The following is a 25,370-nucleotide window of genomic DNA, read 5'->3' on the forward strand; positions in this document are numbered from 1 at the left end:
TCTGCAAATACAGGTTTCGCTTTTCGATTAAAGAACCGCAGCGATACCTTTACATAGAGGACCCATGTTTGACTTAGTCATACCAGCAACACTGATACGGCCAGAACCAACAATGTAGATTGCGAATTCGTCTTTTAGGCGAGTTACTTGCTCTTTGCTTAGACCTGAGAACGAGAACATGCCGTTTTGACGTTCGATGAATGTGAAGTCTGCATCAACACCTTCTGATTTCAGTGTCGTTACGAATAGTTCACGCATCTCTTGGATACGGTCACGCATTTCTGCCACTTCTGCTTCCCATTCAGCACGTAGATCAGCATCACCAAGGATGTGAGTAACGACAGCACTGCCGTGGGCTGGTGGGTTAGAGTAGATAGAGCGGATAATGCTCTTAACTTGAGAGAATGCTGTCGTTGCTACGTCTGCTGATTCAGCAACCAGAGTGAATGCACCAACACGCTCGTTGTACAAGCCGAAGTTCTTAGAGAACGAGCTAGCAACAAGGATCTCTTTGTTGTATTGAGCAAAAATACGTAGGCCAGCAGCATCTTCTTCAACGCCTTTTGCAAAACCTTGGTAAGCAAAATCGAATAGAGGCAGCAGTTTCTTCTCAGCAACCAATTTAGCCAGTACTTCCCACTCTTCAGTTGTTGGGTCGATACCTGTTGGGTTGTGACAGCAGCCGTGAAGAAGAACGATATCGCCTTCAGAAGCTTTCTCTAGGTCAGCAACCATGCCAGCGAAGTCTTTGTCTTTAGTTTCAGCGTTGTAGTAGCTGTATTGAGCAGTTTCGATACCCGCAGCTGCGAAAACGCCGTTGTGGTTAGCCCAAGTTGGGTTACTGATCCAGATTTTCACTTCGCCCAGTTGGCGCTTGATGAATTCACCCGCTACGCGAAGTGCACCTGTACCACCTGGAGCTTGTGCTGTTTTAGCGCGTTGAGATGCAACGATCTCTGCGTCTGAACCGAAAAGAAGTTTCTGAACCGCTAGACCGTATTCAGCTGTACCTTCAATCGTTAGGTAAGATTTGGTTTTTTCGTTTTCAAGAAGTGCAGCTTCTGCTTTCTTTACTGTTTTAAGTACTGGTGTTTGACCATCTTCATTTTTGTAGATGCCAACGCCAAGGTTGATTTTCTCTGCACGAGAGTCTTTTTTAAACTCTTCAGTAAGGCCGAGGATAGGATCGGCGGGAGCAGCTAACACTTTTTCAAACATAATCTTCATCCATGTCAATTGAGAGGGGATAGTATCTATGGGTAGTTATACCTGTATGGAATTTTTAAGACAATACGAAGTGAACAGAAAGACCAAAAAAAATCCATTTCAATCAGATTTATTGACTAAAGAGGATATTTGATAACAAAACACCCTACGGATTAACCTATAGGGTGCAAGAAGTTAGTGGATTTTGAATAGATTACGCTGGTTGAGCAATAAAGCTTTCGCGCTCGAGTTCACTCGCTACATTTTTGCCATCTTTGTAGGTCGCAGCAATTGAAACAAACGCTTGTTCGACGACCAGAAAAGCTTGGACAACTTGCGGATCAAAATGCGTCCCATTGCCCTCTAAGATGATCTGTTTAGCTTGTTCATGAGTAAAGGGTGGCTTGTAGACTCGCTTCGAGATGAGCGCATCATAAACATCAGCTAATGCCATTAAACGGCCAGATAACGGGATATCTTCACCAGACAACTGATTAGGATAACCACTGCCATTCCATTTCTCGTGGTGAGTCAGAGATATCTCCTTTGCGACTCTTAAGAAAGAGCTACTTCCCAACTGCTTTTCTGCAATAGATAACGCTTCAGCCCCAATCGCGGGGTGACCTTTCATTATCTCAAACTCTTCGTCCGTCAATTTGCCCGGCTTCAATAACACACTATCAGGAACACCTACTTTGCCCACGTCGTGCAAAGGCGCAGATTTGTAGAGCAACTCGATGTAGTTTGGTGTTAACAAGCTTGAGTGGGTTTCTGATTTGCTGAGCTCTTGTGCGAGCACCTTGACGTACTCTTGAGTTCTTAGGATATGTGCGCCCGTTTCATTGTCTCGAGATTCAGCCAATGCCGATAAGCTCACAATGGCCACGTCACGTGTGGTTTTGACTTCGTTTTGCGCGGTTTCAAGGCTATCAAGCATTGTATTGGTCATAGATGCCATTGAGCCAAGCTCGTTGTAGCCGAAAATAGGTAAGCGAACGCCTTGCTCGCCATTGGTGACTTTGTTTAATGCGTGCTCTTGGCTTAGGAGAATACGCTTAATTAGCTTGCTCCAAAGCGTCATGATGGTTATCGCGTAGCCACCCAGTACCACAGCCAAATAAATAAACTCTTTGATCACGCTGATCTTGCCGGTGCCATCCAATAAGCGGTCAGGGTTATGTTCTAACCAGAAGATGTCTTTGACAGCAATCATCGTCAACATAGTCGTCAGTGTTACCAGAAGCACGATAACCAAGCCTATCATCTGCTTGACCAGTGAACTTCTTTCACCAACCAGTTGGAAGTCGAATTGTCCAGTCGTCTCCATTTTATCCATTTGGCTGAGCTTGGCATTCAATTGAAGAATGGTTCCGGTAAAGAAGCCGAATAGACTCATGCCAAACAGCACCTTCAAATTACTATCTATGGTGAATTCATAGCTTAAGTTGTAGTAGAGCGCGAAAGGCACACTTGCAGCAAAAAATAGCAGGGTATCGAGTTGCGTGAATCGGCCTTGCTTGACCAAGGTATGTTGCGCCAATGGGTAACGACGTGCGAGCCATAATAAGATAAACACAATACTGACTTGTGTGAAAATCTCTAACGTCGTTAAGCTATCGAGCATAGGGCACACCCGACTGCCATAGGTGCCAAACAGCACGCCAGCAATGACGTATAACTTAGTCGTTAGCGATTGATTGTAATTTGAAGTATCCATCGGTAAGCCTTTGTTCTCATTCTTATTAGATTTACGCATTCATTGATTCACGACTTTAGAATTGCGAATGATTAGCATAACTGACGTGAATAAGACCGGAAATTCTATCGATAGCTTTCGTGGATTGATACAAGAAACTGGTTTGTGTTAGAGATTTGTTAGCTAGGTGGGGGTTATTGCAGCATTTTTATGAAGATACTTGAATAGCCCCGGTCGAGGGTCGAGGCTATTCAGTCTGTGTATTGGGTTAGAATCGCGCGTGATTGAGTTCGCTATCTACTTTAACCCGTTACTTTTTGAGATTGATTTCAGCTTCGATTGAGCCGGTTTCAATCTCAGGGTGAGACGCTAGTTTGTCTGCAGCCCATTGGTTGATGTGTTTCAGAATAGCAGACACCGCGTGTTTTTCCGTTGGTGCTTGGTCTTGTTCGACATCGATCTTTTGCTTTGGATGTGAGCCTGTCGCATCTTCAGCAATATGGAGCCAATCTGGGTGCCAGTAATATGGCTGACCGCTCGGTGTTGTCCAACTGTGAACACCGTTTGACTCTCCTTTATAACTTAATTGGTCTGCTTCTATTTTTTTCATTGTTATCTCGCATGTTTTTGGGTTACATCAAATTATTGAGGTAGAAAGCCAACTTAGCTCCTACCTTGGGTACAAACTTAGCAAAGCTTACAAAGTTATCTGTGAACCAATTCACACTATTGTGGAAATTAGGTGCGATCATATGGATAGCAGCAATAGTTGTTGGCGTAAGTGATAAAATCACCGGCTCACAGAATTTCTCTAGGTAGTACAATTAGATGGCGCGTTATGAAGAGCTTGCAAAGGATATTCGAACTCAGATAGCCAACAATACGTGGCGATCCGGAGAGAAGATCCCTTCGGTACGCATGAGTTGTCGAAATTACAACGTCAGCAATAGTACTGTCTTACAAGCCTACCAGTTGCTAGAAAGCGAAGGGTGGATCATCGCTAAACCTCAGTCGGGCTACTTTGTAGCGCCAAGGCTGGACGGCGTTGACTACGCACAGCCACTCGTTAGTGAAAAGAAAGCCATTAATGACCGCTTATTTGATTTCTTGAAGTCGAGTTCAGCCGAAGGTGTGATTCCTTTCGGCTCTGCATTCCCAGATCCCGACCTTTTCCCGTTACCTACCTTGACTCGAAACCTTGCCAGCGCGGGTAGGAAGATGACTGGCGCGAGTGTGATAAATAATTTACCACCGGGCAGTGAGTCCTTGAGAAGGCAAATCGCACAGCGTTATCTGCAGCAAGGGATTACGGTTAATCATCAAGACATCGTGATTACGTCGGGTGCTATGGAAGCGCTCAACTTGAGCCTGCAAACGGTCACCAAGTCGGGTGATAACGTCGTGATTGAGTCTCCCGCCTTCTATGGTGCTCTGCAGGCTGTCGAGAGGCTCGGGCTTAACCCTATCGAAGTGGACGTTTGCCCAATCAATGGGTTGAATATAGAGCAGTTTGAAAACGCGCTACAAAACCAAGATGTTAAAGCGTGTTGGCTGATGACGACTTTTCAAAACCCAACGGGAACCAGTTTGTCGGAACAGGCAAAGCGCCGTGTGGTAGAGATTGCAGAACAGCATGGAACCTACATTATTGAAGATGACGTGTATGGCGATCTTTATTACGAAGGGCATAAGCCGAAGCCACTAAAGGCCTTCGATAAGACCGATTCCGTCTTGCTTTGTGGGTCGTATTCAAAAAGTTTGTGTCCTGGTTATCGAGTAGGGTGGGTTGTGAACACGCGTTTTAACGACGCGATTCAAAAGTTACAGCTTCTTTCTACGTTATCGAGTAGCGCTCCTGTTCAACTTGGTGTCGCTCATTTCTTAACGCATGAAAGCTACGACAATCACCTTCGTAAACTGCGTAAAAACCTTGTCGTCAGGAAAGAGCGATTTATCGATGTCATTAAGCAGTACTTTCCGCATTCAATCGAGATTGAAGAGCCGGCTGGTGGTTACTTGATATGGATTCGCTTTTCTGAAAAATTCGACAGCCAACAGTTTCATCAACTGGCTATCGAACAAGGTATTAGCGTTGCATCTGGCGATCTGTTTAGTGAGCATGGCAGAGTGGATAACGCGATACGATTGAACTTCTCTTATGAACTGACAGAAGAGAAAGAACAGGCGCTCATCTGGCTTGGCAAACTGGCACATCAACTTACGCACTCGTAAAACCTTAAGTCCCTCATAAAAAAAACAATCATTCCAACTGTACGGGTTGTTTGTGGGGTAACTGTACGCCTAATTGACCAAAGAGTTGTGATTCAATAACGGTAGACCAAATATTGGAGATACCGTTATGTTGAAAATGACTATGGGAAATGAAGTTAAGCTGATTATTGTCGCTATTGTGTGTGCGCTTCTGCTTATTCTCGGCCACGTACTGCTGGCAAAAGCATTCGCTGATATGGCGTGGGCGGAATACACCACTGCCGCGATCCCATTCGTTATGATGGCAATTTGCGGTCTTGCAATAAAATACGCTATCGACCAAGATGTGGATTAGCTTTTGAAATAATGAGTCTCAGATAGTGGCACGCAGAAGCATCTGGACTCGTTTTATTCCGAACATAAAAAAACCTCCGCAAGTGCGGAGGTTTTTGTTTGTTCTTAACTTTTAATATCGAATAGGTTTCGAATTAGAAGTTTGCAGAGCGTGGTGTACGTGGGAATGGAATCACGTCACGAACGTTACCCATACCTGTTACGTAAGATACTAGACGCTCGAAACCAAGACCGAAACCAGCGTGTGGCACTGTACCGTATTTACGTAGGTCGCGGTACCAGCTCATGTGCTCAGGGTCGATACCCATAGCAATCATACGCTCGTCTAGAATGTCTAGACGCTCTTCACGTTGTGCACCACCGATGATTTCACCGATGCCTGGTGCAAGTACGTCCATTGCTGCAACTGTTTTGCCGTCGTCGTTTAAGCGCATGTAGAAAGCTTTGATGTCTTTCGGGTAGTTCTTAACGATAACAGGTGCTTTGAAGTGCTCTTCAGCTAGGTAACGCTCATGCTCAGAAGACATGTCGATGCCCCACTCAACGTCAAACTCAAATTTCTTACCAGAGTCTAGTAGGATTTGGATTGCGTCAGTGTAGTCAACTTGTGCGAAGTCAGCGTCAACGAATTGCTCTAGACGAGTAATTGCTTGCTTGTCGATGCGAGAAGCGAAGAATTCAAGGTCGTCGCGGCGCTCTTCAAGAACAGCAGCGAAAACGTACTTAAGCATGTCTTCAGCCAGTTTCGCTACATCGTTAAGGTCTGCAAACGCAACTTCAGGCTCAACCATCCAGAACTCAGCTAGGTGGCGGCTTGTGTTTGAGTTTTCAGCACGGAACGTAGGACCGAACGTGTAAACCTTGCTTAGTGCACAAGCATAAGCTTCAGCATTAAGTTGGCCAGATACTGTTAGGAACGTCTCTTTACCGAAAAAATCTTCGTTGAAGTCTACGTCGCCTTTTTCAGTGCGTGGTAGGTTTTCCATGTCTAGCGTAGAAACACGGAACATTTCACCAGCGCCTTCTGCATCAGATGCAGTAATAAGCGGAGCAGAAGTCCAGAAGAAACCTTGCTCGTGGTAGAAACGGTGAATCGCTTGAGATAGACAGTTACGTACACGTGCTACTGCGCCAATCACGTTTGTACGTGGACGTAGGTGAGCAACTTCACGAAGGTACTCGATAGAGTGACGCGTCTTAGCCATTGGGTAAGTGTCAGCGTCTTCAACCCAGCCTACAACTTTAACGTCAGTTGCTGCTAGTTCGAAGTCTTGACCTTTCGCAGGAGACTCAACAATCTTACCCGTTACTTCAACAGAGCAGCCAGTTGTTAGCTTTAATACTTCGTTTTCGTAATTATTAAGATTATTAGGAACCACGGCCTGAATCGGGTCGAAACAAGAGCCGTCATAAATGGCAAGGAAAGAGATTCCAGCTTTGGAATCACGACGTGAACGGATCCAGCCGCGAACAGTTACTTCACTGTCTACCGCTAGCTTGCCGCCAAGTACGTCTGTTACAGGCGCGTAAGTCATGTTGATTTCATTCTCCATTGAGGGACAAATTCAACTCAAAGTCTCTGGCATTGCTGCAAATAAATATACATTTGCACAATAATTAGCCGAAACATTAAGTTGTATAAACTTTTTAAATCGATTGAACATATTACCTGTCATACCGACAGCTTCAACCTTTATTCTTGCTTGGTGAAAGAAATATTGTGTCTACTGACGATAAATAGGTTTGAGGGTGTGTTTTTTGTTCGATCTTAGCGTCAGCCTTACCTTTCACCCTATGTGAGCTGCTGAACGAGCATGGCGTAATCGAAACCTTTGTTTTCAATAATGGGAGTGTGATTGTGTTGAGACTCACTCTATATTGGCGCGGATTCAGTCATTTTGGACTTGATCACCTTCTTAATTTCCCACTAAAGTACAAGAGGAGTTTAATATCTACGTGTTAATTACGCCGCCTTAACCCCTGCATTCTCTCTACACCCGCACTTTTCGAGCGCTCGCTCATTCAAGAAAAACAGTCGATCAAATTATGTCTCAACAAGGCAGGACTGGCTGTACAAGTAAAAGAGAATTACATGCTTAATTATTTAAAAAAACACTGGTTATCAAACGTTAAAGGAGATTCATTATCTGGGATTGTGGTTGCACTCGCATTGATCCCTGAAGCCATCGCATTTTCAATTATTGCAGGCGTTGACCCTAAAGTAGGGCTCTATGCCTCGTTCTGTATTTGTGTCGTCACTGCTTTGGTTGGCAGTCGTCCGGGAATGATTTCCGGTGCAACAGGCGCTATGGCGCTACTAATGGTCACTTTAGTGAGAGAGCACGGACTAGAATATCTACTCGCCGCTTCATTTCTAGCTGGCGTCATTCAGATCGCAGCTGGTTATCTCAAGCTTGGTAACCTGATGAATTTCGTTTCCAAATCGGTGATTACTGGATTTGTTAACGCGCTCGCCATTCTAATTTTCATGGCCCAACTTCCTGAATTAATCAACGTCCCTTCAAGCGTTTACGTGTTAGTCGCTTTGGGTTTGGCGATCATTTATCTGCTTCCTTATTTCCCCAAGTTTGGTCGCGCAATACCTTCTCCACTGGTCGCGATTGTTACCCTGACAATCATTAGTTTGCTCTTCGGCTTAGATGTGAGAACGATTGGCGATATGGGCAAGCTTCCCGATTCACTGCCTGTGTTCTTGATTCCTAATATTCCATTCACGTTTGAGACGCTTGCAACCATCCTGCCATATTCGATTGCTCTGTCTCTGGTTGGCTTGTTGGAATCCTTGATGACAGCGACCATAGTCGATGACCTGACTGATACTGAAAGCAATAAAAACAATGAGTGTAAAGGGCAGGGCGTTGCGAACATCGTGGCTTCCCTTTTTGGTGGAATGGCGGGCTGCGCAATGATCGGTCAGTCGATCATTAACATCAAATCAGGCGGCTTAACCCGATTGTCCAGCATGATCGCTGGGGTGGTTTTGTTGCTAATGGTGGTGTTTGTTTCTGATTGGTTGAAGCTGATACCGATGGCCGCTTTAGTGTCTGTGATGATCATGGTTTCTATCGGCACATTCTCATGGCGTTCCATTGTTGAGCTTAAAGATCACACACTGCCAACCAATGTAACCATGCTAGCAACCGTGGCGGTGGTGGTGTTTACTCATAATTTAGCAATAGGTGTTGCGGTTGGCGTGGTGCTGTCGGCTCTGTTTTATGCACATGCCAGCAAATCCATGGTGTTTATATCCGATGAAGTCGTGACAAACGAAATGCACACCATTCACCGAGTAAAAGGCCATGTCTTCTTTGCTTCGTCAGATGCGTTTGTCGACTTATTTGATTATGACAACGCGACCTCTTTAGTGACCATCGATATATCGGATGCGTCATTCTTAGATAATACCTCGGTCGAGGCGCTTGATAAGGTTGTGTTCAAGTTCCGTAAAAAAGGGGCTTACGTTGAAGTGTCAGGAATGGATAGCGTGAGTGCGAATCTGATAGTAAAACACGCGATGTATCACAAGCATAAAGACTTAACCGCGGTTTCCATTACGCACTAATCTTGGTTTACGGTTCTTTTAAAGCCTGAAAGCCTGAAAGCCTGAATTAGACGTTGCTATGAAGATAAAGCGCTCATTGTTGAGCGCTTTTTTGTTGGCGATCTATGACTTCTTCTTTGTACTCGACAAAGTAAACTGATTAATCAGCGATTCAAGATGATCAGATAGCTCTTCTAAGTCATTGCTGATGTTGCGAGTTTCAGCCGCGGATTGCGATGTGTTGTTGGCGTGAGAGGTGATGGTTTCAACCTTTTGTTGAACATCTTGAGTCGCTTGTGTGGTGGATTGCGTTTGCTGCTGAATATTCTGTGCGTGAGCCAGCACCTGTTTCATCTCTTCGACCACACCATTCATTTCAATTGAAAGTGCGTCGATATCGGTTGAGCTTTGATGGGCTTGTTCGCAAACGCGATCGGCAGAATTCAGCGACTCTTCGCTGCCTTGCTGGAACTGATGAATGATTGACTCAATACTGCCTGTTGCTTCAGCGGTTCGTGATGCAAGATGGCGAACTTCATCAGCCACCACCGCAAACCCACGACCTTGTTCTCCCGCACGTGCCGCTTCAATTGCTGCATTCAAGGCCAGAAGATTGGTTTGGTCAGCAATGCCACGAATCACACTCAATATTGAAGAGACCTCTCCGGTTTGCTCATTGAGTGTCAGTATTTTGTGTTTCACTTCTTCTATGCTGCTAACGAGGTTTTTTATCTCACTGCTTGCTTCGTGTGCTTGGTTGGCACTCTTACACGCCACATCAGCGGTGTGATTGATAAGCTCTGAAGCTGTTAAAGTCGCTTGTTCTACATTGACTTGCTGTGCCTGTATTCCTTCGACATTGTGTTGCACTTCTGCGGTTTCGCTTTGCTGGTCGCTGACGGCTTGCTCGGTAATTTGCGCGACACTAGTCAGTTGGTTGGCAGACGCATTTAACTTGTGCGAGGTGCTTTGTACCTTTTCTAAGCTGTCAGATACGGTTCCCATGAACGAGTTGATGGAGTTAGCCAGCGTGCCAATCTCATCCTTGCTTTGTTCCGGCAGGCGAGTGGATAGGTTTTTATCGTTGCTGACTTGGGTCATAAAGCGAGAAGTCTGTTGCAGCGGGCGCACGATAATCTTACGAATTAATCCCATCGTAAGGACAAATCCGGCAAACGAGATCACTGCCATAATGCCAATAGCAGCCATGGTTTGAGTGTTAATCAGCGAGTTAACATGGTTAAGGTTATATTCGAGACGAATCGCACCCAAGACTTCACCTTCTGGTGCCATATGACAGGCGACACAATTGGTTCCTCGGTAATCTTCACTCGACTTCATTGGCAGAGCAATAACCAAGCCTTTGCCCCAATCAGCAGAAAAAGGTTCGATAACGGTTTCGCCCGCTAGCGCTCGTTTATCAATATCGTCAACCGGTGTTTGGTTGTCATTACCTGGGCCATATAACTTGCTGACAGCGTCGGCGCGTAAAACACGAACGTCTTCAATGCCTTCTTGAGCCAGTGCTTTCTGACGAAGGGTCTCTTTTTGTGCCATGGTGCCGGTGAGCATCATCATATTGAGGCTATCGAAGTAGTTACTTGCTTTGTCGTGAAGCTGCTCACTTAACACTGAGTTTACAAGTTGCTTTTGTTGCGAATATTGGAAATAGGTCGATATTGCCAGCAAAAAGGTGAACACGATGGCGAGGGCCACTAGGATTTTAAAGGTGATTGTTGAGCGCATAAGGTGTTTGTTTTTATTAATTATAATGACGCAAATACTGTACTAGTAAGAATTCCTACCACCTATGGGGTATAACGAATTGTGTGACCACACTCCGGTTGTGGTTATGTTTCTGTGATGTAGCGAGTTTGTGTCGTGTCTGATGTTGAAATGGAACGCGCTTCAAGCTCCTCGCTGTTCTTAAAACAGACTGTTGTTTTGGGAAAATTGAAGTGCAGCATCGAGTTTTGATTGTGCTGATAATTAGAAAAGCCTAGGTTGTTAATTAGCTCGATGTATTTGTCCGCTTGTCTTTTATCAATAAAGACTATTGTTTTAGACGACTTAGTGGTCAATTTATATCCAAATGGTTGTTTTGTTCAATTTAATAGCAAAAATTGTGGTTATAGCGTTGTGTTTCGAGGCTCATTCGATAAGATGAAAAGACCTCTATGATAGAGGTAGGGCAGCAACGGATACGCTGCTTCAAATACTATGGAATGTGACTTATTGGACACATACATGAAATTCAAGATTACATCACCGATTATTGAACCTACGGAAGGTTCACCACATCAGTTAATGCTTACTCACGCTTCTCGTTTTACCTCTTTTAAGACAAGCTCCCCTTTGAACGCCCTGTTCGACAACGTCTCTGCACGCTTCTTTACCGCTTATCGCTCCTATTGTTATTCGTTTTATAACTTTATTTCTATCTGAACTCCGTTGTCATCCGCTCGATGAACGAAGACTCACATCTATAAAAACTAAACAAATAAGTTAAAAACAATGAATATTAAAATGATGGGTAGCTCCCTAATTATCGCTGGTACCGCTCTCGGTGCTGGTATGCTTGCGATCCCAATGGTATTAGCTCAATTCGGATTGCTTTACGGCACACTGCTTATGGTACTGATCTGTTTCGGTACGACTTACGCAGCATTACTACTTCTAGAAGCGACCATCAAAGCGGGTGGCGGTCTAGGATTAAACTCTATTGCCCGAAAAACCTTGGGTAAACAAGGTCAGTTGCTTACCAACGGCTTGCTATACGCGTTGTTGATTTGCCTATTAATGGCTTACATTCTGGGCGCAGGTGACTTGCTGAGTAAGTTACTGTCTAACTTTGGCGTCGAAATTACCGCGACTACCAGCCAAACCGTGTTTACCTTGCTTGCTGGCGCAGTAGTCGCAAGTGGTACTGGTGTGATTGATAAGCTCAATCGAGCATTGTTCTTCGTGATGCTTGCTAGTTTGTTTGCAACCATGGCCTTCTTAGCGCCGAGCATGACTCAAGAAAACTTGATGCAGGTAACCAGCCATGACCACGTTGACCTAATCAAAACCAGTGCCATCCTGTTTACGAGCTTTGGCTTTATGGTGGTGATTCCAACCTTGGTTTCTTACAACCACGAAGCGACAGACAAACAGCTACGTAACATGGTGATCATCGGTTCTCTGATCCCATTAGTGTGTTACTTGTGTTGGTTGTTTGCGGTAGTGGGCAACTTGAGTGAAGAGCAATTCAGAAGCTTTGAGAACGTATCAGATTTGATGGCGGCGTTTGAGGCTCAGTCTCCTTGGGTGGGTAACGTTCTGTCTACCTTCACGGGCTTGGCGTTGTTGACCTCTTTCTTTGGTGTGGCGATGGCGTTGTTCAACCAGAACAAAGACATGTTCAACCAAAATACAGCGGTAACGTACTGCATTAGCTTTATCTTGCCGTTGGCTGGTTCATTGCTTGCGGCAGACAAGTTCCTACAAGTACTGAATTACGCAGGTATCATCTTGGTGTTCCTAGCGGTGTTTGTTCCTCTGGTTATGGTCCACAAACAGCGTTTCATGAAAGTTGCTGATGACCGATACCGAGCAGAAGGTGGCAGCGCAATGATGTTGTTCTCACTGCTGTTTGGTTGCTTCCTGCTTATCTCACAAGTGATCTAGTTCTTTGGTCCATTATCTAAGATGCGAATCGAGCATCTTAGATATAAGTGGCCGGAATTCAGATACAAAAAAGGAACGCATCGGCGTTCCTTTTTATTATCTGCTGATTAAAAACAGATTGATTCAAAGGCTATCAACAAACAACCTTAACAGCCAAACCACCTTGAGAAGTCTCACGGTATTTAGCGTTCATGTCTTTACCTGTTTCTAGCATTGTTTCGATAACTTTATCTAGAGAAACAGTAGGAGCAGAAGAACGACGAAGTGCCATACGAGTCGAGTTGATTGCTTTAACTGCAGCAATACCGTTACGCTCGATACATGGTACTTGTACTTGGCCAGCAACTGGGTCACATGTTAGACCTAGGTTGTGCTCCATGCCGATTTCTGCAGCCATACATACTTGCTCAGGGCTACCACCCATAAGCTCAGCAAGACCAGCAGCAGCCATAGAGCATGCCACACCAACTTCACCCTGACAGCCAACTTCAGCACCAGAGATTGAAGCGTTACGCTTGTAAAGACCACCGATCGCGCCAGAAGCTGCGAAGTAACGGATGTAATCTTTCTCTGTCACTGTTTGGATGAACTTATCGTAGTAAGCCAATACAGCAGGGATGATGCCACATGCGCCGTTTGTTGGTGCCGTTACTACACGGCCGCCAGCTGCATTTTCTTCGTTTACTGCGAAAGCAAACATGTTTACCCAGTCAACAACCGACATTGGATCATTGGTTGTTTTTTCTGAAGTCATTAGCTGTTGGCGAAGTGCTGCTGCACGACGAGGTACACGTAGTGGACCAGGCAGGATACCTTCAGTATTCATACCGCGATCCATACACTCACGCATCGTTTTCCAGATGTTAGCGAAGTAAGTGCGAGACTCTTCGTCTGAGTGGAATGCTGCTTGGTTTTTCATAACCAGTGTACTGATAGAAAGACCGCTTTCCTTACACTGATTAACCAGCTCTTCAGCTGTTGTGAATTCGTAAGGTGCTTTGATTGGGTTTTCTTCTTCTTTGCCGAAGTTCTCTTCGTCAACGATGAAACCGCCACCAATTGAGTAGTACGTTTTTGAGTATGCAACTTCGTCACCAACCCATGCATGAATGCTCATGCCGTTCTCGTGTAGAGAAAGGTTGCTAGTGTGGAAGTTCATACCGCCATCGCGTGGGAACGATACTGTATGACAGTGCATGCCAACAGGAAGGCGCTCAGTTTCTTCTACGCGAGCAATGAAGCCAGCAATAGAATCGATATCAACACGCTCAGGAGTATTGCCAGCAAGACCCATGATGATTGCGATATCTGTGTGGTGACCTTTCCCTGTCAGTGATAGCGATCCATATACGTCCACGGTGATTTTAGTGATGTCGCGCAATTTTCCCATTGAACGTAGGTCATCAATAAATTCTTTACCCGCTTTCATTGGTCCAACTGTGTGTGAGCTCGATGGACCAACACCGATTTTATAGATATCAAATACACTAATCATAGCGATTACCTCAAAAAGAGAGCCTCCCAAGGGGAGTAGGGAGGCTCATTTATTATCATTATATTTTTTGTCTAATCTCGCGATATAAGATGGATGCCATCTTATAAAAAGGGCTTGAGATTAAAGAGCGCCGTAGATTACAGAACTAATAGCCGCTAGACCACATAAAGCCGTAAAGATTTGCACAGGAGCTGAAGTTTTGTACTTAGCCATAGCTGGTACTTTCTGCATCGCGAACACAGGCATTAGGAACAGGATAGCTGCAATCATTGGAGCACCCATTGTTTCAATCATACCTAGGATACTTGGGTTAACTACCGCAACAATCCAAGTTGTAACAACGATGAACGCTAGAGATGCTTTTTCAATCTTAGAGATTGAAGAACCAGAGCGAGACTTGATTAGACCAACAAGACCTTCGTGAGCACCTAGGAAGTGACCGAAGTAGCTAGAAGTAATCGCTGCGAATGCTACAAGAGGACCCATGTAAGAGATAAGTGGAGACTCGTGAACGTTAGCTAGGTAAGAAAGAACAGAGATGTTCTGTGCTTGCGCTGTTGCTAGTTGCTCTGGAGATAGAGAAAGCACTACAGAGAATACGAAGAACATTACAAAACCCATCAGCATCATTGCTGCGCCACCAGTGATCGCGTCAGTTTTCTTAACTGCGTCATCACCGTATACACGACGTTGCTCTTTAGAGAACTGTGAAATGATTGGGCTGTGGTTGAAAGAGAACACGATGATTGGAATAGCAAGCCAGATAATAGAAGGCATTGTTGACCATTCTGGGCTTACGTCCATCATTGAAGTGTTCCAATCAGGAACTAGGTAAAAAGATAGCGCTAGTAGGATGAATACTAGTGGGTAAACCATTGCTGAAGTTGCTTTAAGCATCAGCTCTTTACCGAATACAACACCTGCTGTCATAGCAAGGATAAGTGCACCAGAAAGAAGAGGACGAGGAATAGATTCCATACCCATTTGGTTTACTAGGAAAGAATCAACTGTGTTTGTGATACCAACACCGTAGATAAGAACGATCGGGTAGATAGCGAAGAAGTAAGCAAAAGTAATAATGTTTGCGCCAGTCTTACCGAAGTGCTCTTCAACTGTGTCTGTAATATCAGCTTCAGGGTTTTTAGCAGACAGTACGAAACGAGCTAGAGATTTGTGTGCGAACCAAGTCATTGGTGCCGCAATTAGAGCTAGGATAACTAATGGCCAAAAACCACCCGCACCAGCTTTGATTGGAAGGAATAGTACGCCAGCACCAACTGCTGTACCGAATAGTGATAAACACCAGGTAAAATCTTTATAGTTAAACTTGCTTGAATCTTTAACGGCATTTGCCGAAGAAGTTGTTGTGTTCATGTTAAATTACTCATTTTTTGGGAACAGGAAATAAGTCGGGGCTAATTCTGCAGAATTTTCTTCTGCAAAAAATAGATCTAAATCATGTAATGAAACGGCGTGTCACATGATATGCGAAAAACGAATTTTTGATCACGAAAATAGCGTGCTACATGTGATTTATGTTTATGCCTGGTATTAGTTTTATTTATGCGAAAGGCGGGGTTGTATAGATTTATACCAGGGAAACGTTTGCGTAAAATTGCATTAATAAATCTGTTCCATAGAAAGTCTGGATTTTGTTAACAGAGATTAAACAAAACGTAGTTGCTATGTGATTCGTTGCAGTACGTGTTGCTGCAGCGATTGGATAATTTGCGCCGTAACGCCCCAAATTAGGTGCTCTTGGAAAGGCATCGCAAAAACCCGATGCTTGATTTGTTTAAAGTTAACAGTGTGGCTGTGTAACTTGGCTTGGTCTAAAACATAGGTAGCGGGTACCTCAAAAATTGAGGCGACTTCGTTCTCATCAATGATGGCTTCATAGTCAGGATCGACCATGGCAATAATCGGCGTCACAGAAAATTTACTAATAGTACTCAATGCTGGTAATTGCCCAATAATTTTAACTTGATCCGATCGAATTCCCACCTCCTCATGGAGCTCTCTGAGTGCAGTGAATTGCATAGAAGGGTCAGAAAGTTCGTGTTTACCACCAGGAAAGCTGACTTGGCCGGGGTGATGCTTTAAATGAGCCGCTCTTTTAGTAAAAATGACATGTAAACCATCTTCTCTTTCAACTAAACCTACCACCACTGCCGCTTTACGTAATTGCTCGCCACTGATGTGCGAAACACGCTCTACTGACTCAGGATGATAGCCAACGGTAGGGTTAAGTTGGAATTGCTGAAGGAAGTTTTCTTTATTCATATCAAGCCAATATATTGATTATTATGATTTTAAGTATAGACATAACCGTGGGTTGATTACCAATATCGAGTTTTTCTTCATTCACTTTCCCTCTTTTAGTTATCAATTGGGCGTCATGAGAGGCTGTTTACCGATGAATCTCCTCAAAATGACGATTTTTGCTATATTCAATATGTGCATACAGGCGAGTAAGCGTTACCCATGTCATAAAATTGGGTGACGAAACGTAGATTTTTTGTTTAAGAATTTGATAACAATAACTTAGTGGACCATTCTAAAAAGAAATAGAAGAAAAGGTATGAGATGAAAGGAATCATATTCACCGAATTTTTAGAGCTTGTTGAAGACAAGTTTGGGCTAGAGCTTTTGGAAGAAGTTCTAGAAATGTCAGAAGATGAAGGGATCTATACGTCGGTCGGCAGTTACGACCACAAAGACCTTGTCAGGTTGATTATCAACTTGAGTAAGAAAACCGATATTGATGCGGCAAGCTTGCAACGCGTGTTTGGGCAGTCTGTATTTAAGAACTTACTGGCCTCATTACCGAATAAAGCGAGCCTTGCTCACAGCAATACCACCTTTCAATTTATTCAGCACGTAGAGCGTTACATTCATGTTGAAGTGAAGAAGCTCTATCCAGATGCTGAGCCACCTGAATTCAGTTTTATCACCACGAACGAAGCACAACTTGTTTTTGACTACAAAAGCGCAAGGTGTATGTCTCATGTTTGCTTAGGGCTTATTGAAGGATGTGCTGAATACCACGGTGAATCTATCGCGGTGGAGATGACGCCACAAAATGATGACCAAAGCGTGGTTAGGTTTAATCTCAAAGTAGAAAAGTAATATGGATCTGGCATCTGCCCTAGAGAAGAAGCTTAAGCGTCAAATCGCGGCAAGAAAAGCGGCTGAAGGATTGTTGGAACAGAAGAGCCTCGAACTGTTCGAGGCTAACCAACAACTTGAGCTTGCTTTGCGTCAGTTAGAAAAGCGCTCCAACGCGAATATACGCCGCATTGAATTCCAAGAACAAATCGACAACCTGTTGATTGATTTTGGGCGCGCGTTTCTAAGAAATGATCTCGATGATGTCATGCTATCTGAACTAACGACCAACGTGACTAACAGTTACTTAATCGAAGCCAGTCGTTTGATTCTACCTCCCAAGCTCATCCCTCAGTTACAGACCTATGATTATGGCGATGAGACTGTCGAGGTGTTAGAGCAAGACATTCAAGAACCTCATTGGCAAGACAACCTACTGACCGTGCCCTTAGAGGTTGAAAAAGTCATAGTTGGTGCGTTAATCGTCAGAGTCAGGTTGTTAGACCAAGACTACGAGTTTATCCAAAGCCAACTGTTGTTGGTCACGGACCTTATCTGCAGTGCCTTAACCCATCAACTAGCAATCAACCGAAATATTGAATCACGTAAACGAGCGGAAGAGTCCGAAAGGGCAACGCGTGACTTTGTGGCCATGATTAATCATGAGTTAAGAACTCCACTTAATGGCTTACTAGGCAGTGCCGAGTTGATCAGTGATACCGAACTGAATAGCTCTCAGCGTGAGATAGTGAACAACCTGAGCCAATCTGGAGAGTTTCTCCGAACCATCATTAATGATCTATTGGATTACAGCAAAATTAACGCAGGGATGTTAGAGCTTATTCCAAAGAAATTTGCCCTACGTGATTTGAGAAACACGATTGAAAGCATCTTCGTCAATCGAGCAATTGAGAAGCAGCTCGAATTCAATATCAGTGTTGCGTCAAACGTTCCCTCCCATTTCCAAGGCGATTTAGAGCGCATCACACAACTGTTTGTGAACTTAATAGGTAATGCGATTAAATTTACAGAAGAAGGGCATGTGAATGTTGATATTGAGTGGGACAAAAACCAATTTGTTTTCTCTGTAGAAGATACCGGAGTCGGAATCGCTGAATCGGCGCATAAGACGCTGTTTGAACCTTTTACGCAGGCAGATAACTCAAGTAGTCGGAACTATGAGGGCACCGGGCTTGGCTTAGCGATTTGTCGCAAACTGGTGGCTCTGATGAATGGCGATATTGGGGTGACCAGTGTTGTTGGCTCAGGCACGACCTTTACCATCTCGATTCCTCTTCAAGTTGTCGATGTTCCGGCAGAGAGTGATAGTGTCGCCAAGGGCTTTGAGTCTGAAGCGGAATTGTCACTACTTAAAGTGCTGGTGGTTGATGATATTAAGATGAACCAGATCATCATCCAGCAAATGCTTCGTAAACATGAGATTGAACCCGCTATCGCAAGCAATGGTGTCGAAGGGTTTGAGCTCGCGTCAGACAACGAATACGACATTGTATTCATGGATTGCAGAATGCCTGTTATGGACGGGTTTGAAGCAACAGAGAAGCTAAGAGAGAAGGGTTACGTTAAATCTATTGTGGCACTGACCGCCGGAACGACATTGGAAGAACGCGAACGTTGTATTCAGTGTGGAATGGATGACATTTTGAGTAAGCCTTACACCGCCAACGATCTGAAAGAGATGCTCAAGAAGTGGGGTGTCTCAGCGGTGAAGGTCGCTTAAACACGCGAATAAAGCGTTGTGAGTTATGTACTCTAACTTACAGACTAAAAAACCGAAGTGATCTTACGATCCTTCGGTTTCTTTTTATATCGAACTTTTGCTAGCCGTTAAGCTACGGAACTCGTCATTAAGTCGCGGAACTCGCAGTTAATGACATTAGGTTTAGCAATCTTCAAGTACCGGTAGAATTCGACTCAGCTTATCCAGTGTTTCTTGGTATTCAGAAGCACAATCACTATCAAATACCACACCACCGCCAGCCCAAGCATAAAGCGTGTTGTTCTCGGCGACTAATGTACGAATGGTAATACTGGTATCCATTCTGCCATTTCGGCTGATGTAGCCAATACTGCCGCAGTACGCTGAACGTCGATGCGGTTCTAACTCTTCAATGATCTGCATCGCGCGAACTTTTGGTGCGCCAGTAATCGAGCCTCCAGGGAAACAGGCTCTCAGAAGGTCAGTTGCAGAGTATTGGTCATCAAGGTCCGCTCGTATCGTGCTCACTAAGTGGTGCACGGCAGGGAAGCTTTCAATATCGAAGAGCTTTGGTACATGCACTGTGCCCGGTTTTGCTACTCGGCCAATGTCATTACGAAGTAGGTCGACGATCATCAAGTTTTCCGCCTGATCTTTATCGGCGCTTGCTAGGTCTTGCGCGTTGGCATTATCAATCATCGGGTCCTCAGAACGAGGTCGTGTGCCTTTGATTGGCTTGGTTTCAATGACGTTGTCTTTGAGTTCTAAGAAACGCTCTGGCGAAACACTGATGATTGCGCAGTCGGCCAAACGGATAAAACCCGAAAAGGGCGCTGAGTTGTACTGTTCTAACTTGTCATAAGCCAGCCATTCACTACCTTGGTATTGGGCATTGAAGCGCTGAGCTAAGTTAATCTGATAGCAGTCCCCGGATAACAGGTACTCTTGAACACTATCGAACTTAGTGGCGTAGCTCTCTTCGCTCATATTGGATTGCCACGGTGTGGTTAACCCAAAGGGCGCATGTGATAGGTGTGATTGAGCCATCTGCTGCATTAGCCAATCATGATGTTCATCGATATTGCTACCGACAATACACGCCGTTTTCAATTGGTGGTCAACGATAACAGCCCATTCATACAAGCCAACTGCCATGTCAGGTGCTTCAATATCACGCTTTGCGAGTGATGGAAGTGTCTCGACTCTGCGCCCTAAATCATAGCTAAAATAGCCTAAAGCGCCGCCAACGAATGGCAACTGAGTGTGCTCTTTAGTCGCAGGCAATAATTGTTGCTGATATTGGTCGAGTAGTTCGAAAGGATCAGAGTCTGAAACCTCGCACGTCTCATTAACATTAACGGTCGTTTCTGCACCGATTGTCTCGAAGGTGGCGATGGGTTGAGCAACTAAAATATCGTATCGACTATCAACGTGGCTTTCTGAAGCGGAGCGTAATAGCATTGCCCACGGCAGGTTTTCAATATGGGAAAACAGCTGTTTAGCTAAAGTTGATTGATATTCAAGCGGCTTGATTTGGATAGAGCGAAATTCGTTGTTATTCATTTGTTTAATTTGTGACAAAGAGTTCGATCACTGCATGGCGTGTGAGAGGAAGCAAGAGTATCATAAATTGAAAATAAAATGGGTTCTTGATTAGAACGGAGTAATCCAAGTGGTTTAGTTTAAAGCTATGCAAGCGATTGCTAAAGCAACTAAATACAGCTCAACACAATAAAAAGCTAAACCACCTAATTCGATTTGGCACATATAGTCAAACTGTGAACCCACATGGAACCAGAACAATAAAGAGGCATGCAATGACGGTTATTCGTAAGCAAGATGTGATCAGCAGTGTCGCTGACGCACTTCAGTACATTTCTTATTATCACCCTTTAGACTTTGTCCAAGCCCTAGAAAAAGCGTACGAGAAAGAAGAGAGCCAAGCAGCTAAAGATGCGATCGCTCAGATTCTTATCAACTCGCGCATGTCTGCGGAAGGCCATCGTCCAATTTGTCAGGATACGGGTATTGTTACTTGTTTCGTGAACATCGGTATGGATGTTAGGTGGGAAACGGATCAAACAGTACAGCAGATGGTTGATGAAGGCGTTCGTCAAGCTTACAACAACCCAGATAACCCATTGCGTGCATCTGTCCTAATGGACCCTGCAGGTAAGCGTATTAATACCAAAGACAACACACCAGCGGTTGTCCACATTAATATGATTCCAGGCAACAAAGTTGAAATTCAAATCGCGGCTAAGGGCGGCGGTTCTGAGAACAAAACCAAGATGGTTATGTTGAACCCTTCTGATGATATTGCAGAATGGGTAGAGAAGACGCTGCCAACAATGGGTGCAGGCTGGTGTCCACCGGGTATGCTAGGTATAGGCATCGGCGGTACGGCTGAGAAAGCAGCTGTGCTAGCGAAAGAATCTTTGATGGAACACATCGATATCCAAGAGCTTATCGAGAAAGGTCCTGAGAACGCAGAAGAAGAGCTTCGTTTAGACATCTTCAACCGTGTAAACAAGCTTGGCATTGGTGCACAAGGTCTTGGCGGTCTCACTACTGTGGTTGATGTAAAAATCAAAACAGCACCAACTCATGCTGCTTCTAAGCCTGTATGTTTGATCCCGAACTGTGCAGCAACGCGTCACGTTCACTTCACACTAGATGGCAGCGGCCCAGCAGAGCTAACGCCACCTAAGTTAGAAGAGTGGCCAGACATCACTTGGGAAGCGGGCGCAAATACACGTCGTGTTAACCTTGATGAAGTGACTAAAGAAGACGTACAAGAGTGGAAGACCGGCGAAACGGTTCTTCTGTCAGGTAAGATCTTAACCGGTCGTGATGCTGCTCATAAACGTATTCAAGGCATGCTAGAAAGCGGCGAAGGCTTACCAGCCGGCGTTGATTTCAAAGGCAAGTTCATTTACTACGTGGGTCCTGTTGATGCTGTAGGTGATGAAGCGGTAGGTCCTGCGGGCCCAACAACTTCAACACGTATGGATAAGTTCACTGACATGATGCTGAACGAAACTGGCATTATGGGCATGATCGGTAAAGCGGAACGTGGCCCTGCAACGGTTGAATCAATCAAAGAGCACAAAGCGGTTTACCTAATGGCGGTTGGTGGTGCAGCTTATTTAGTCGCAAAAGCAATTAAAAAAGCACGCGTTGTTGCGTTTGAAGATCTCGGTATGGAAGCGATTTACGAGTTTGAAGTTGAAGATATGCCTGTAACGGTAGCGGTTGACTCTAACGGCGTGAACGCACACCAGATTGGCCCTGACACGTGGAAAGTGAAGATTGCTGAAGCTGAGAAAGCGTAATTAATCGACGCCAAAAAATCGTAATTGTCGCTAACTTCAGCGTTTGAATTGCAATTTTTGACAGAAAGTTAAAGACAAAAGTGCAGCATTATCTGCACTTTTGTCTTATTATCAATGATATAGTGATAAACACATAGTTTGATATAAGAACATAGGAGAGAGGAATGCCTCGTTTTATTCAGATCCTACAGATTATCTTGGCAGTGGTGATTGGTGCTTTTGTTGGCTACGACCTGATCTTGAAAGGGATCAGTATCTTTGATAATAAATACGTGACGATTACATGTGCGCTTTGGCTAATTGCAGAGATTGCACTGTTTGTTATCTACAAGTTGATTGAAGACGATTAGACGTCGGATATCGTGCAAAAATTCTAAAGCCCCTGATTATGAATGTAGTCAGGGGCTTTTATTCATCTAGCATTAAGAATGTGTATTGCATACTCATCAACATAAGCAAAAGCATACAAACTATCCCAACGGGGAAAGAACATAGGCTTGCCTTTCTATTATCATAACCAGCTAGCCTAACTATCACGGAGTCGTTCAAATGAAACACCTAACTCAAGAAATGAGTGACTTTATAAGCAGAGGAACGGATTCTCATATTCGAGTAGCGGTCACGGGGCTCTCTCGTGCGGGTAAGACAGCATTCATTACTTCGCTGGTTAATCAGCTTCTTCATACGTCTACCCACAAAAACTTGCCACTGCTTGCATCGGCGAGAGATGGAAGAATTATTGGCGCAAAGCGCATCCCGCAACACAACATGATGATTCCACGCTTCTCTTATGATGAAGCGATGGAGTCGTTGAATGCACAGCCACCAGAATGGCCGGTACCAACGCGTGATGTCAGTGAGATTCGTTTAGCCATCAAATATAAGCCTGCGAAGGGCGCAAAGAAGCTACTGAGTAAAAACAGCACCCTTTATCTCGATATTGTCGATTATCCAGGTGAATGGTTGCTTGATTTGCCGTTACTGGATATGGACTTCGATACCTGGAGCCAATCTCAGTTTGCCGCATTGAAAGGCGACAGAGAAACTTACTCGCAACAGTGGAACGTAATGCGTGGTGATATCGATTTGCTAGCAGAAGCGGACGAAAAGAAACTGGTCGCGATTGCCGATAGCTACACCCAGTACCTTCATACTTGTAAAAGTAACGGACTGCATTGGGTACAACCGGGTCGATTCGTATTACCGGGTGAGCTTGAAGGCGCGCCTGTGTTGCAATTCTTCCCGTGTCTCGCACCTGAGGGTAAGTTCTCAAAAACAAGTAACTATGCGGTACTGAAAGCGCGTTATGAAGAGTATCAACAGAAGGTCGTGAAAGCGTTCTACAAGAATCACTTCGCGACGTTCGACAGACAAATCGTGTTGGTGGATTGCTTACAGCCACTTAATGCGGGCTATGACTCTTTCATGGATATGCGTGGCGCGTTAGAACAGTTACTTAAGAGCTTTAAGTACGGTCGAAGCAATATCTTAAGACGTTTATTTGCGCCGAAGATCGACAAGATCTTGTTTGCAGCCACCAAGGCTGACCACGTGACACCGGATCAACATCCGAACTTGGTGTCACTGTTACAACAGATGGTACATCCGGCTTGGCAGCAGGCGGCGTTTGAACACATCGACATGAGTTGTATGAGTATCGCGTCTATTCAAGCGACCAGCGCGGGTTATATCTCGTCTGGCTCAGACAATGTTCCGGCGTTGCAAGGTGTGACTTTGGATAATGTCCCTCAAACCATGTATCCGGGAGAGGTGCCGCGTAAGTTGCCCAACAAACAGTATTGGGAAACCAACCAGTTTGATTTCACGAGCTTTAGACCGATGGAGCAACATTCCGATGAGCCTTGCCAACATCTAAGAGTCGACAAGGTTTTAGAGTATCTCATTGGCGACAAGTTGAAGTAATTGAGGCAATCAAAATGAGTGAATTAAAAACAAAGCAGGTCTTTAATGAACCGTTGAAGACCTCTTTTGATGAGCAAGACAAGACCGACGTTGGCCCGGATTTAGGTGCTCAACAACTGTTCACAGAGCAAGAGAAATTTGTCCCTGTCGCACCGCAAGTGGAAGCCGAACTTGATGGTGAAGCTGAGCAGCAATTGGAACAAGTGATTCGACCGAGCAAAAAGAAGAAGTGGTTTGGAACGGGTTTATTGGTCGCTTTTTCTGGCCTAGTTGGATGGCAAGCAATTGAATCGGTCATTACCGCAATTCAAACTGCTGATTGGCTTGCGTTAGGTTGGGCAGGCTTTATTGCTGCCATTGCTTCATTGGGTTTAGGCGCAATAGGCAAAGAGCTGTGGAAACTGCGTTCACTTAAAGATCACTTTAGTGTGCAAGAGCAGAGTGAAGAGCTACTCCAAAGTCAAAGTGTCGGCAAGGGCAAAGCGTTCTGTGAAAACATCGCCAAGCAAGGTGGCATTATCGCTGAGTCTCCTTCGTACGATAAGTGGCGAAACAGCATTAACCCAGCACACAGTGATGCAGAAGTGTTGGATATGTACGATGCGTTAGTCGTGAGTCAACAAGACAAAGTAGCGACTCAAATCGTCACTAAGTTTTCGACCGAATCGGCGGCTTTGGTTGCAGTGAGTCCATTGGCGGCGGCTGATATGTTGCTGGTGGCTTGGCGAAATTTCACCATGATCGACAAGCTTGCTGATGTGTATGGCATTGAACTTGGCTACTGGTCTAGGATTAAGCTATTTAAATTGGTGTTAATCAACATGGCAGCAGCGGGAGCCAGTGAACTCGCAATTGATGCAAGTATGGATCTCGTCTCGATGGATCTTGCAGGCAAGGTTTCAGCTCGAGCAGGGCAGGGTCTAGGTGTCGGTATCCTTACTGCAAGACTGGGCTTAAAAGCCATGACATTGCTGCGTCCTATGCCTTGGCATAACGAACGAAAAGTAAAACTGGCAGACCTCCGCAAAGCCGTCCTATCTGAAATAAAGCGTATCACTCTCAAATAACAATACCGCACCCACAAAATGGGT

The 25,370-nt window shown here is 44.7% G+C and carries 20 protein-coding genes; 11 read left to right on the forward strand and 9 right to left on the reverse strand.

What is annotated here, in order from left to right:
• Positions 1-27: 27 nt before the first annotated feature.
• The 3 genes from AB6D58_RS05025 to AB6D58_RS05035 form a co-directional block, all read right to left on the reverse strand.
• Positions 28-1,218, reverse strand: coding sequence for an amino acid aminotransferase (locus tag AB6D58_RS05025; protein ID WP_017065416.1), 1,191 nt, complete (start codon positions 1,216-1,218; stop codon positions 28-30).
• A 202-nt stretch (positions 1,219-1,420) separates the two neighbouring features.
• Complete coding sequence (locus AB6D58_RS05030) at positions 1,421-2,962, reverse strand: HD-GYP domain-containing protein (protein WP_017071957.1); 1,542 nt, start codon at positions 2,960-2,962, stop codon at positions 1,421-1,423.
• A 250-nt stretch (positions 2,963-3,212) separates the two neighbouring features.
• Complete coding sequence (locus AB6D58_RS05035; RefSeq protein WP_017060414.1) at positions 3,213-3,512, reverse strand: hypothetical protein; 300 nt, start codon at positions 3,510-3,512, stop codon at positions 3,213-3,215.
• A 218-nt stretch (positions 3,513-3,730) separates the two neighbouring features.
• Between AB6D58_RS05035 and AB6D58_RS05040 the strand changes: the two genes are divergently transcribed.
• Complete coding sequence (locus AB6D58_RS05040; protein WP_017065418.1) at positions 3,731-5,134, forward strand: PLP-dependent aminotransferase family protein; 1,404 nt, start codon at positions 3,731-3,733, stop codon at positions 5,132-5,134.
• 127 nt (positions 5,135-5,261) lie between these two features.
• Positions 5,262-5,468 carry a hypothetical protein gene (locus AB6D58_RS05045; protein WP_004734707.1) on the forward strand — a complete coding sequence of 69 codons (207 nt, stop codon included), beginning with the start codon at positions 5,262-5,264 and terminating at the stop codon, positions 5,466-5,468.
• Positions 5,469-5,601: 133 nt separating this feature from the next.
• On the opposite strand, the gene asnS is transcribed toward AB6D58_RS05045, so the two are convergent.
• Positions 5,602-7,002, reverse strand: a complete 1,401-nt coding sequence (gene asnS, locus AB6D58_RS05050; protein WP_017060416.1) for an asparagine--tRNA ligase — start codon at positions 7,000-7,002, stop codon at positions 5,602-5,604.
• 557 nt (positions 7,003-7,559) lie between these two features.
• On the opposite strand from asnS, the gene AB6D58_RS05055 reads away from it, so the two are divergent.
• On the forward strand, positions 7,560-9,050 hold the full coding sequence (locus AB6D58_RS05055; RefSeq protein ID WP_017068770.1) for a SulP family inorganic anion transporter: 1,491 nt from the start codon (positions 7,560-7,562) through the stop codon (positions 9,048-9,050).
• Between the two features lie 102 nt (positions 9,051-9,152).
• On the opposite strand, the gene AB6D58_RS05060 is transcribed toward AB6D58_RS05055, so the two are convergent.
• Positions 9,153-10,775 carry a methyl-accepting chemotaxis protein gene (locus AB6D58_RS05060; protein ID WP_372156598.1) on the reverse strand — a complete coding sequence of 541 codons (1,623 nt, stop codon included), beginning with the start codon at positions 10,773-10,775 and terminating at the stop codon, positions 9,153-9,155.
• Between the two features lie 501 nt (positions 10,776-11,276).
• On the opposite strand from AB6D58_RS05060, the gene AB6D58_RS05065 reads away from it, so the two are divergent.
• A complete protein-coding gene (locus AB6D58_RS05065; RefSeq protein ID WP_048611631.1) occupies positions 11,277-11,474 on the forward strand; it encodes a hypothetical protein in 198 nt (65 codons plus the stop codon).
• Between the two features lie 81 nt (positions 11,475-11,555).
• Positions 11,556-12,698: an amino acid permease gene (locus AB6D58_RS05070; protein WP_017060419.1), complete on the forward strand. Its 1,143-nt coding sequence runs from the start codon at positions 11,556-11,558 to the stop codon at positions 12,696-12,698.
• A 133-nt stretch (positions 12,699-12,831) separates the two neighbouring features.
• Here AB6D58_RS05070 and AB6D58_RS05075 read toward each other — a convergent pair whose 3' ends face one another.
• The 3 genes from AB6D58_RS05075 to AB6D58_RS05085 all read right to left on the reverse strand — a co-directional run bounded on the left by AB6D58_RS05075 (position 12,832) and on the right by AB6D58_RS05085 (position 16,476).
• Entirely contained in the window at positions 12,832-14,193 is a 1,362-nt protein-coding gene (locus AB6D58_RS05075; protein WP_017060420.1) for an L-serine ammonia-lyase, read from the reverse strand.
• Positions 14,194-14,313: 120 nt separating this feature from the next.
• Positions 14,314-15,567 (reverse strand): aromatic amino acid transport family protein, encoded by a 1,254-nt coding sequence (locus AB6D58_RS05080; RefSeq protein WP_048609200.1) that lies wholly within the window; start codon positions 15,565-15,567, stop codon positions 14,314-14,316.
• 309 nt (positions 15,568-15,876) lie between these two features.
• A complete protein-coding gene (locus tag AB6D58_RS05085; protein ID WP_102320451.1) occupies positions 15,877-16,476 on the reverse strand; it encodes a CoA pyrophosphatase in 600 nt (199 codons plus the stop codon).
• Positions 16,477-16,779: 303 nt separating this feature from the next.
• On the opposite strand from AB6D58_RS05085, the gene AB6D58_RS05090 reads away from it, so the two are divergent.
• Together AB6D58_RS05090 and AB6D58_RS05095 are read left to right on the forward strand one after the other, a co-directional pair.
• Entirely contained in the window at positions 16,780-17,322 is a 543-nt protein-coding gene (locus tag AB6D58_RS05090) for a heme NO-binding domain-containing protein (RefSeq protein WP_065584176.1), read from the forward strand.
• A gap of 1 nt (position 17,323) precedes the next feature.
• Entirely contained in the window at positions 17,324-19,042 is a 1,719-nt protein-coding gene (locus AB6D58_RS05095; protein ID WP_136979629.1) for an ATP-binding protein, read from the forward strand.
• A 162-nt stretch (positions 19,043-19,204) separates the two neighbouring features.
• Here the strand turns inward: AB6D58_RS05095 and pabB are convergent, their stop codons facing one another.
• Positions 19,205-20,584: an aminodeoxychorismate synthase component I gene (pabB, locus tag AB6D58_RS05100; RefSeq protein ID WP_017065426.1), complete on the reverse strand. Its 1,380-nt coding sequence runs from the start codon at positions 20,582-20,584 to the stop codon at positions 19,205-19,207.
• Between the two features lie 254 nt (positions 20,585-20,838).
• On the opposite strand from pabB, the gene AB6D58_RS05105 reads away from it, so the two are divergent.
• The 4 genes from AB6D58_RS05105 to AB6D58_RS05120 all read left to right on the forward strand — a co-directional run bounded on the left by AB6D58_RS05105 (position 20,839) and on the right by AB6D58_RS05120 (position 25,346).
• Positions 20,839-22,356: a fumarate hydratase gene (locus tag AB6D58_RS05105; RefSeq protein ID WP_102320448.1), complete on the forward strand. Its 1,518-nt coding sequence runs from the start codon at positions 20,839-20,841 to the stop codon at positions 22,354-22,356.
• A gap of 164 nt (positions 22,357-22,520) precedes the next feature.
• Positions 22,521-22,706 carry a hypothetical protein gene (locus AB6D58_RS05110; protein WP_004734731.1) on the forward strand — a complete coding sequence of 62 codons (186 nt, stop codon included), beginning with the start codon at positions 22,521-22,523 and terminating at the stop codon, positions 22,704-22,706.
• 199 nt (positions 22,707-22,905) lie between these two features.
• Positions 22,906-24,279, forward strand: coding sequence for a YcjX family protein (locus AB6D58_RS05115; protein ID WP_372051713.1), 1,374 nt, complete (start codon positions 22,906-22,908; stop codon positions 24,277-24,279).
• Positions 24,280-24,293: 14 nt separating this feature from the next.
• A complete protein-coding gene (locus tag AB6D58_RS05120; RefSeq protein ID WP_017068778.1) occupies positions 24,294-25,346 on the forward strand; it encodes a YcjF family protein in 1,053 nt (350 codons plus the stop codon).
• Positions 25,347-25,370: the final 24 nt, after the last annotated feature.

It is taken from the genome of Vibrio sp. 10N.239.312.D08 (assembly GCF_041466145.1).
Lineage (GTDB): Bacteria > Pseudomonadota > Gammaproteobacteria > Enterobacterales > Vibrionaceae > Vibrio > Vibrio crassostreae_C.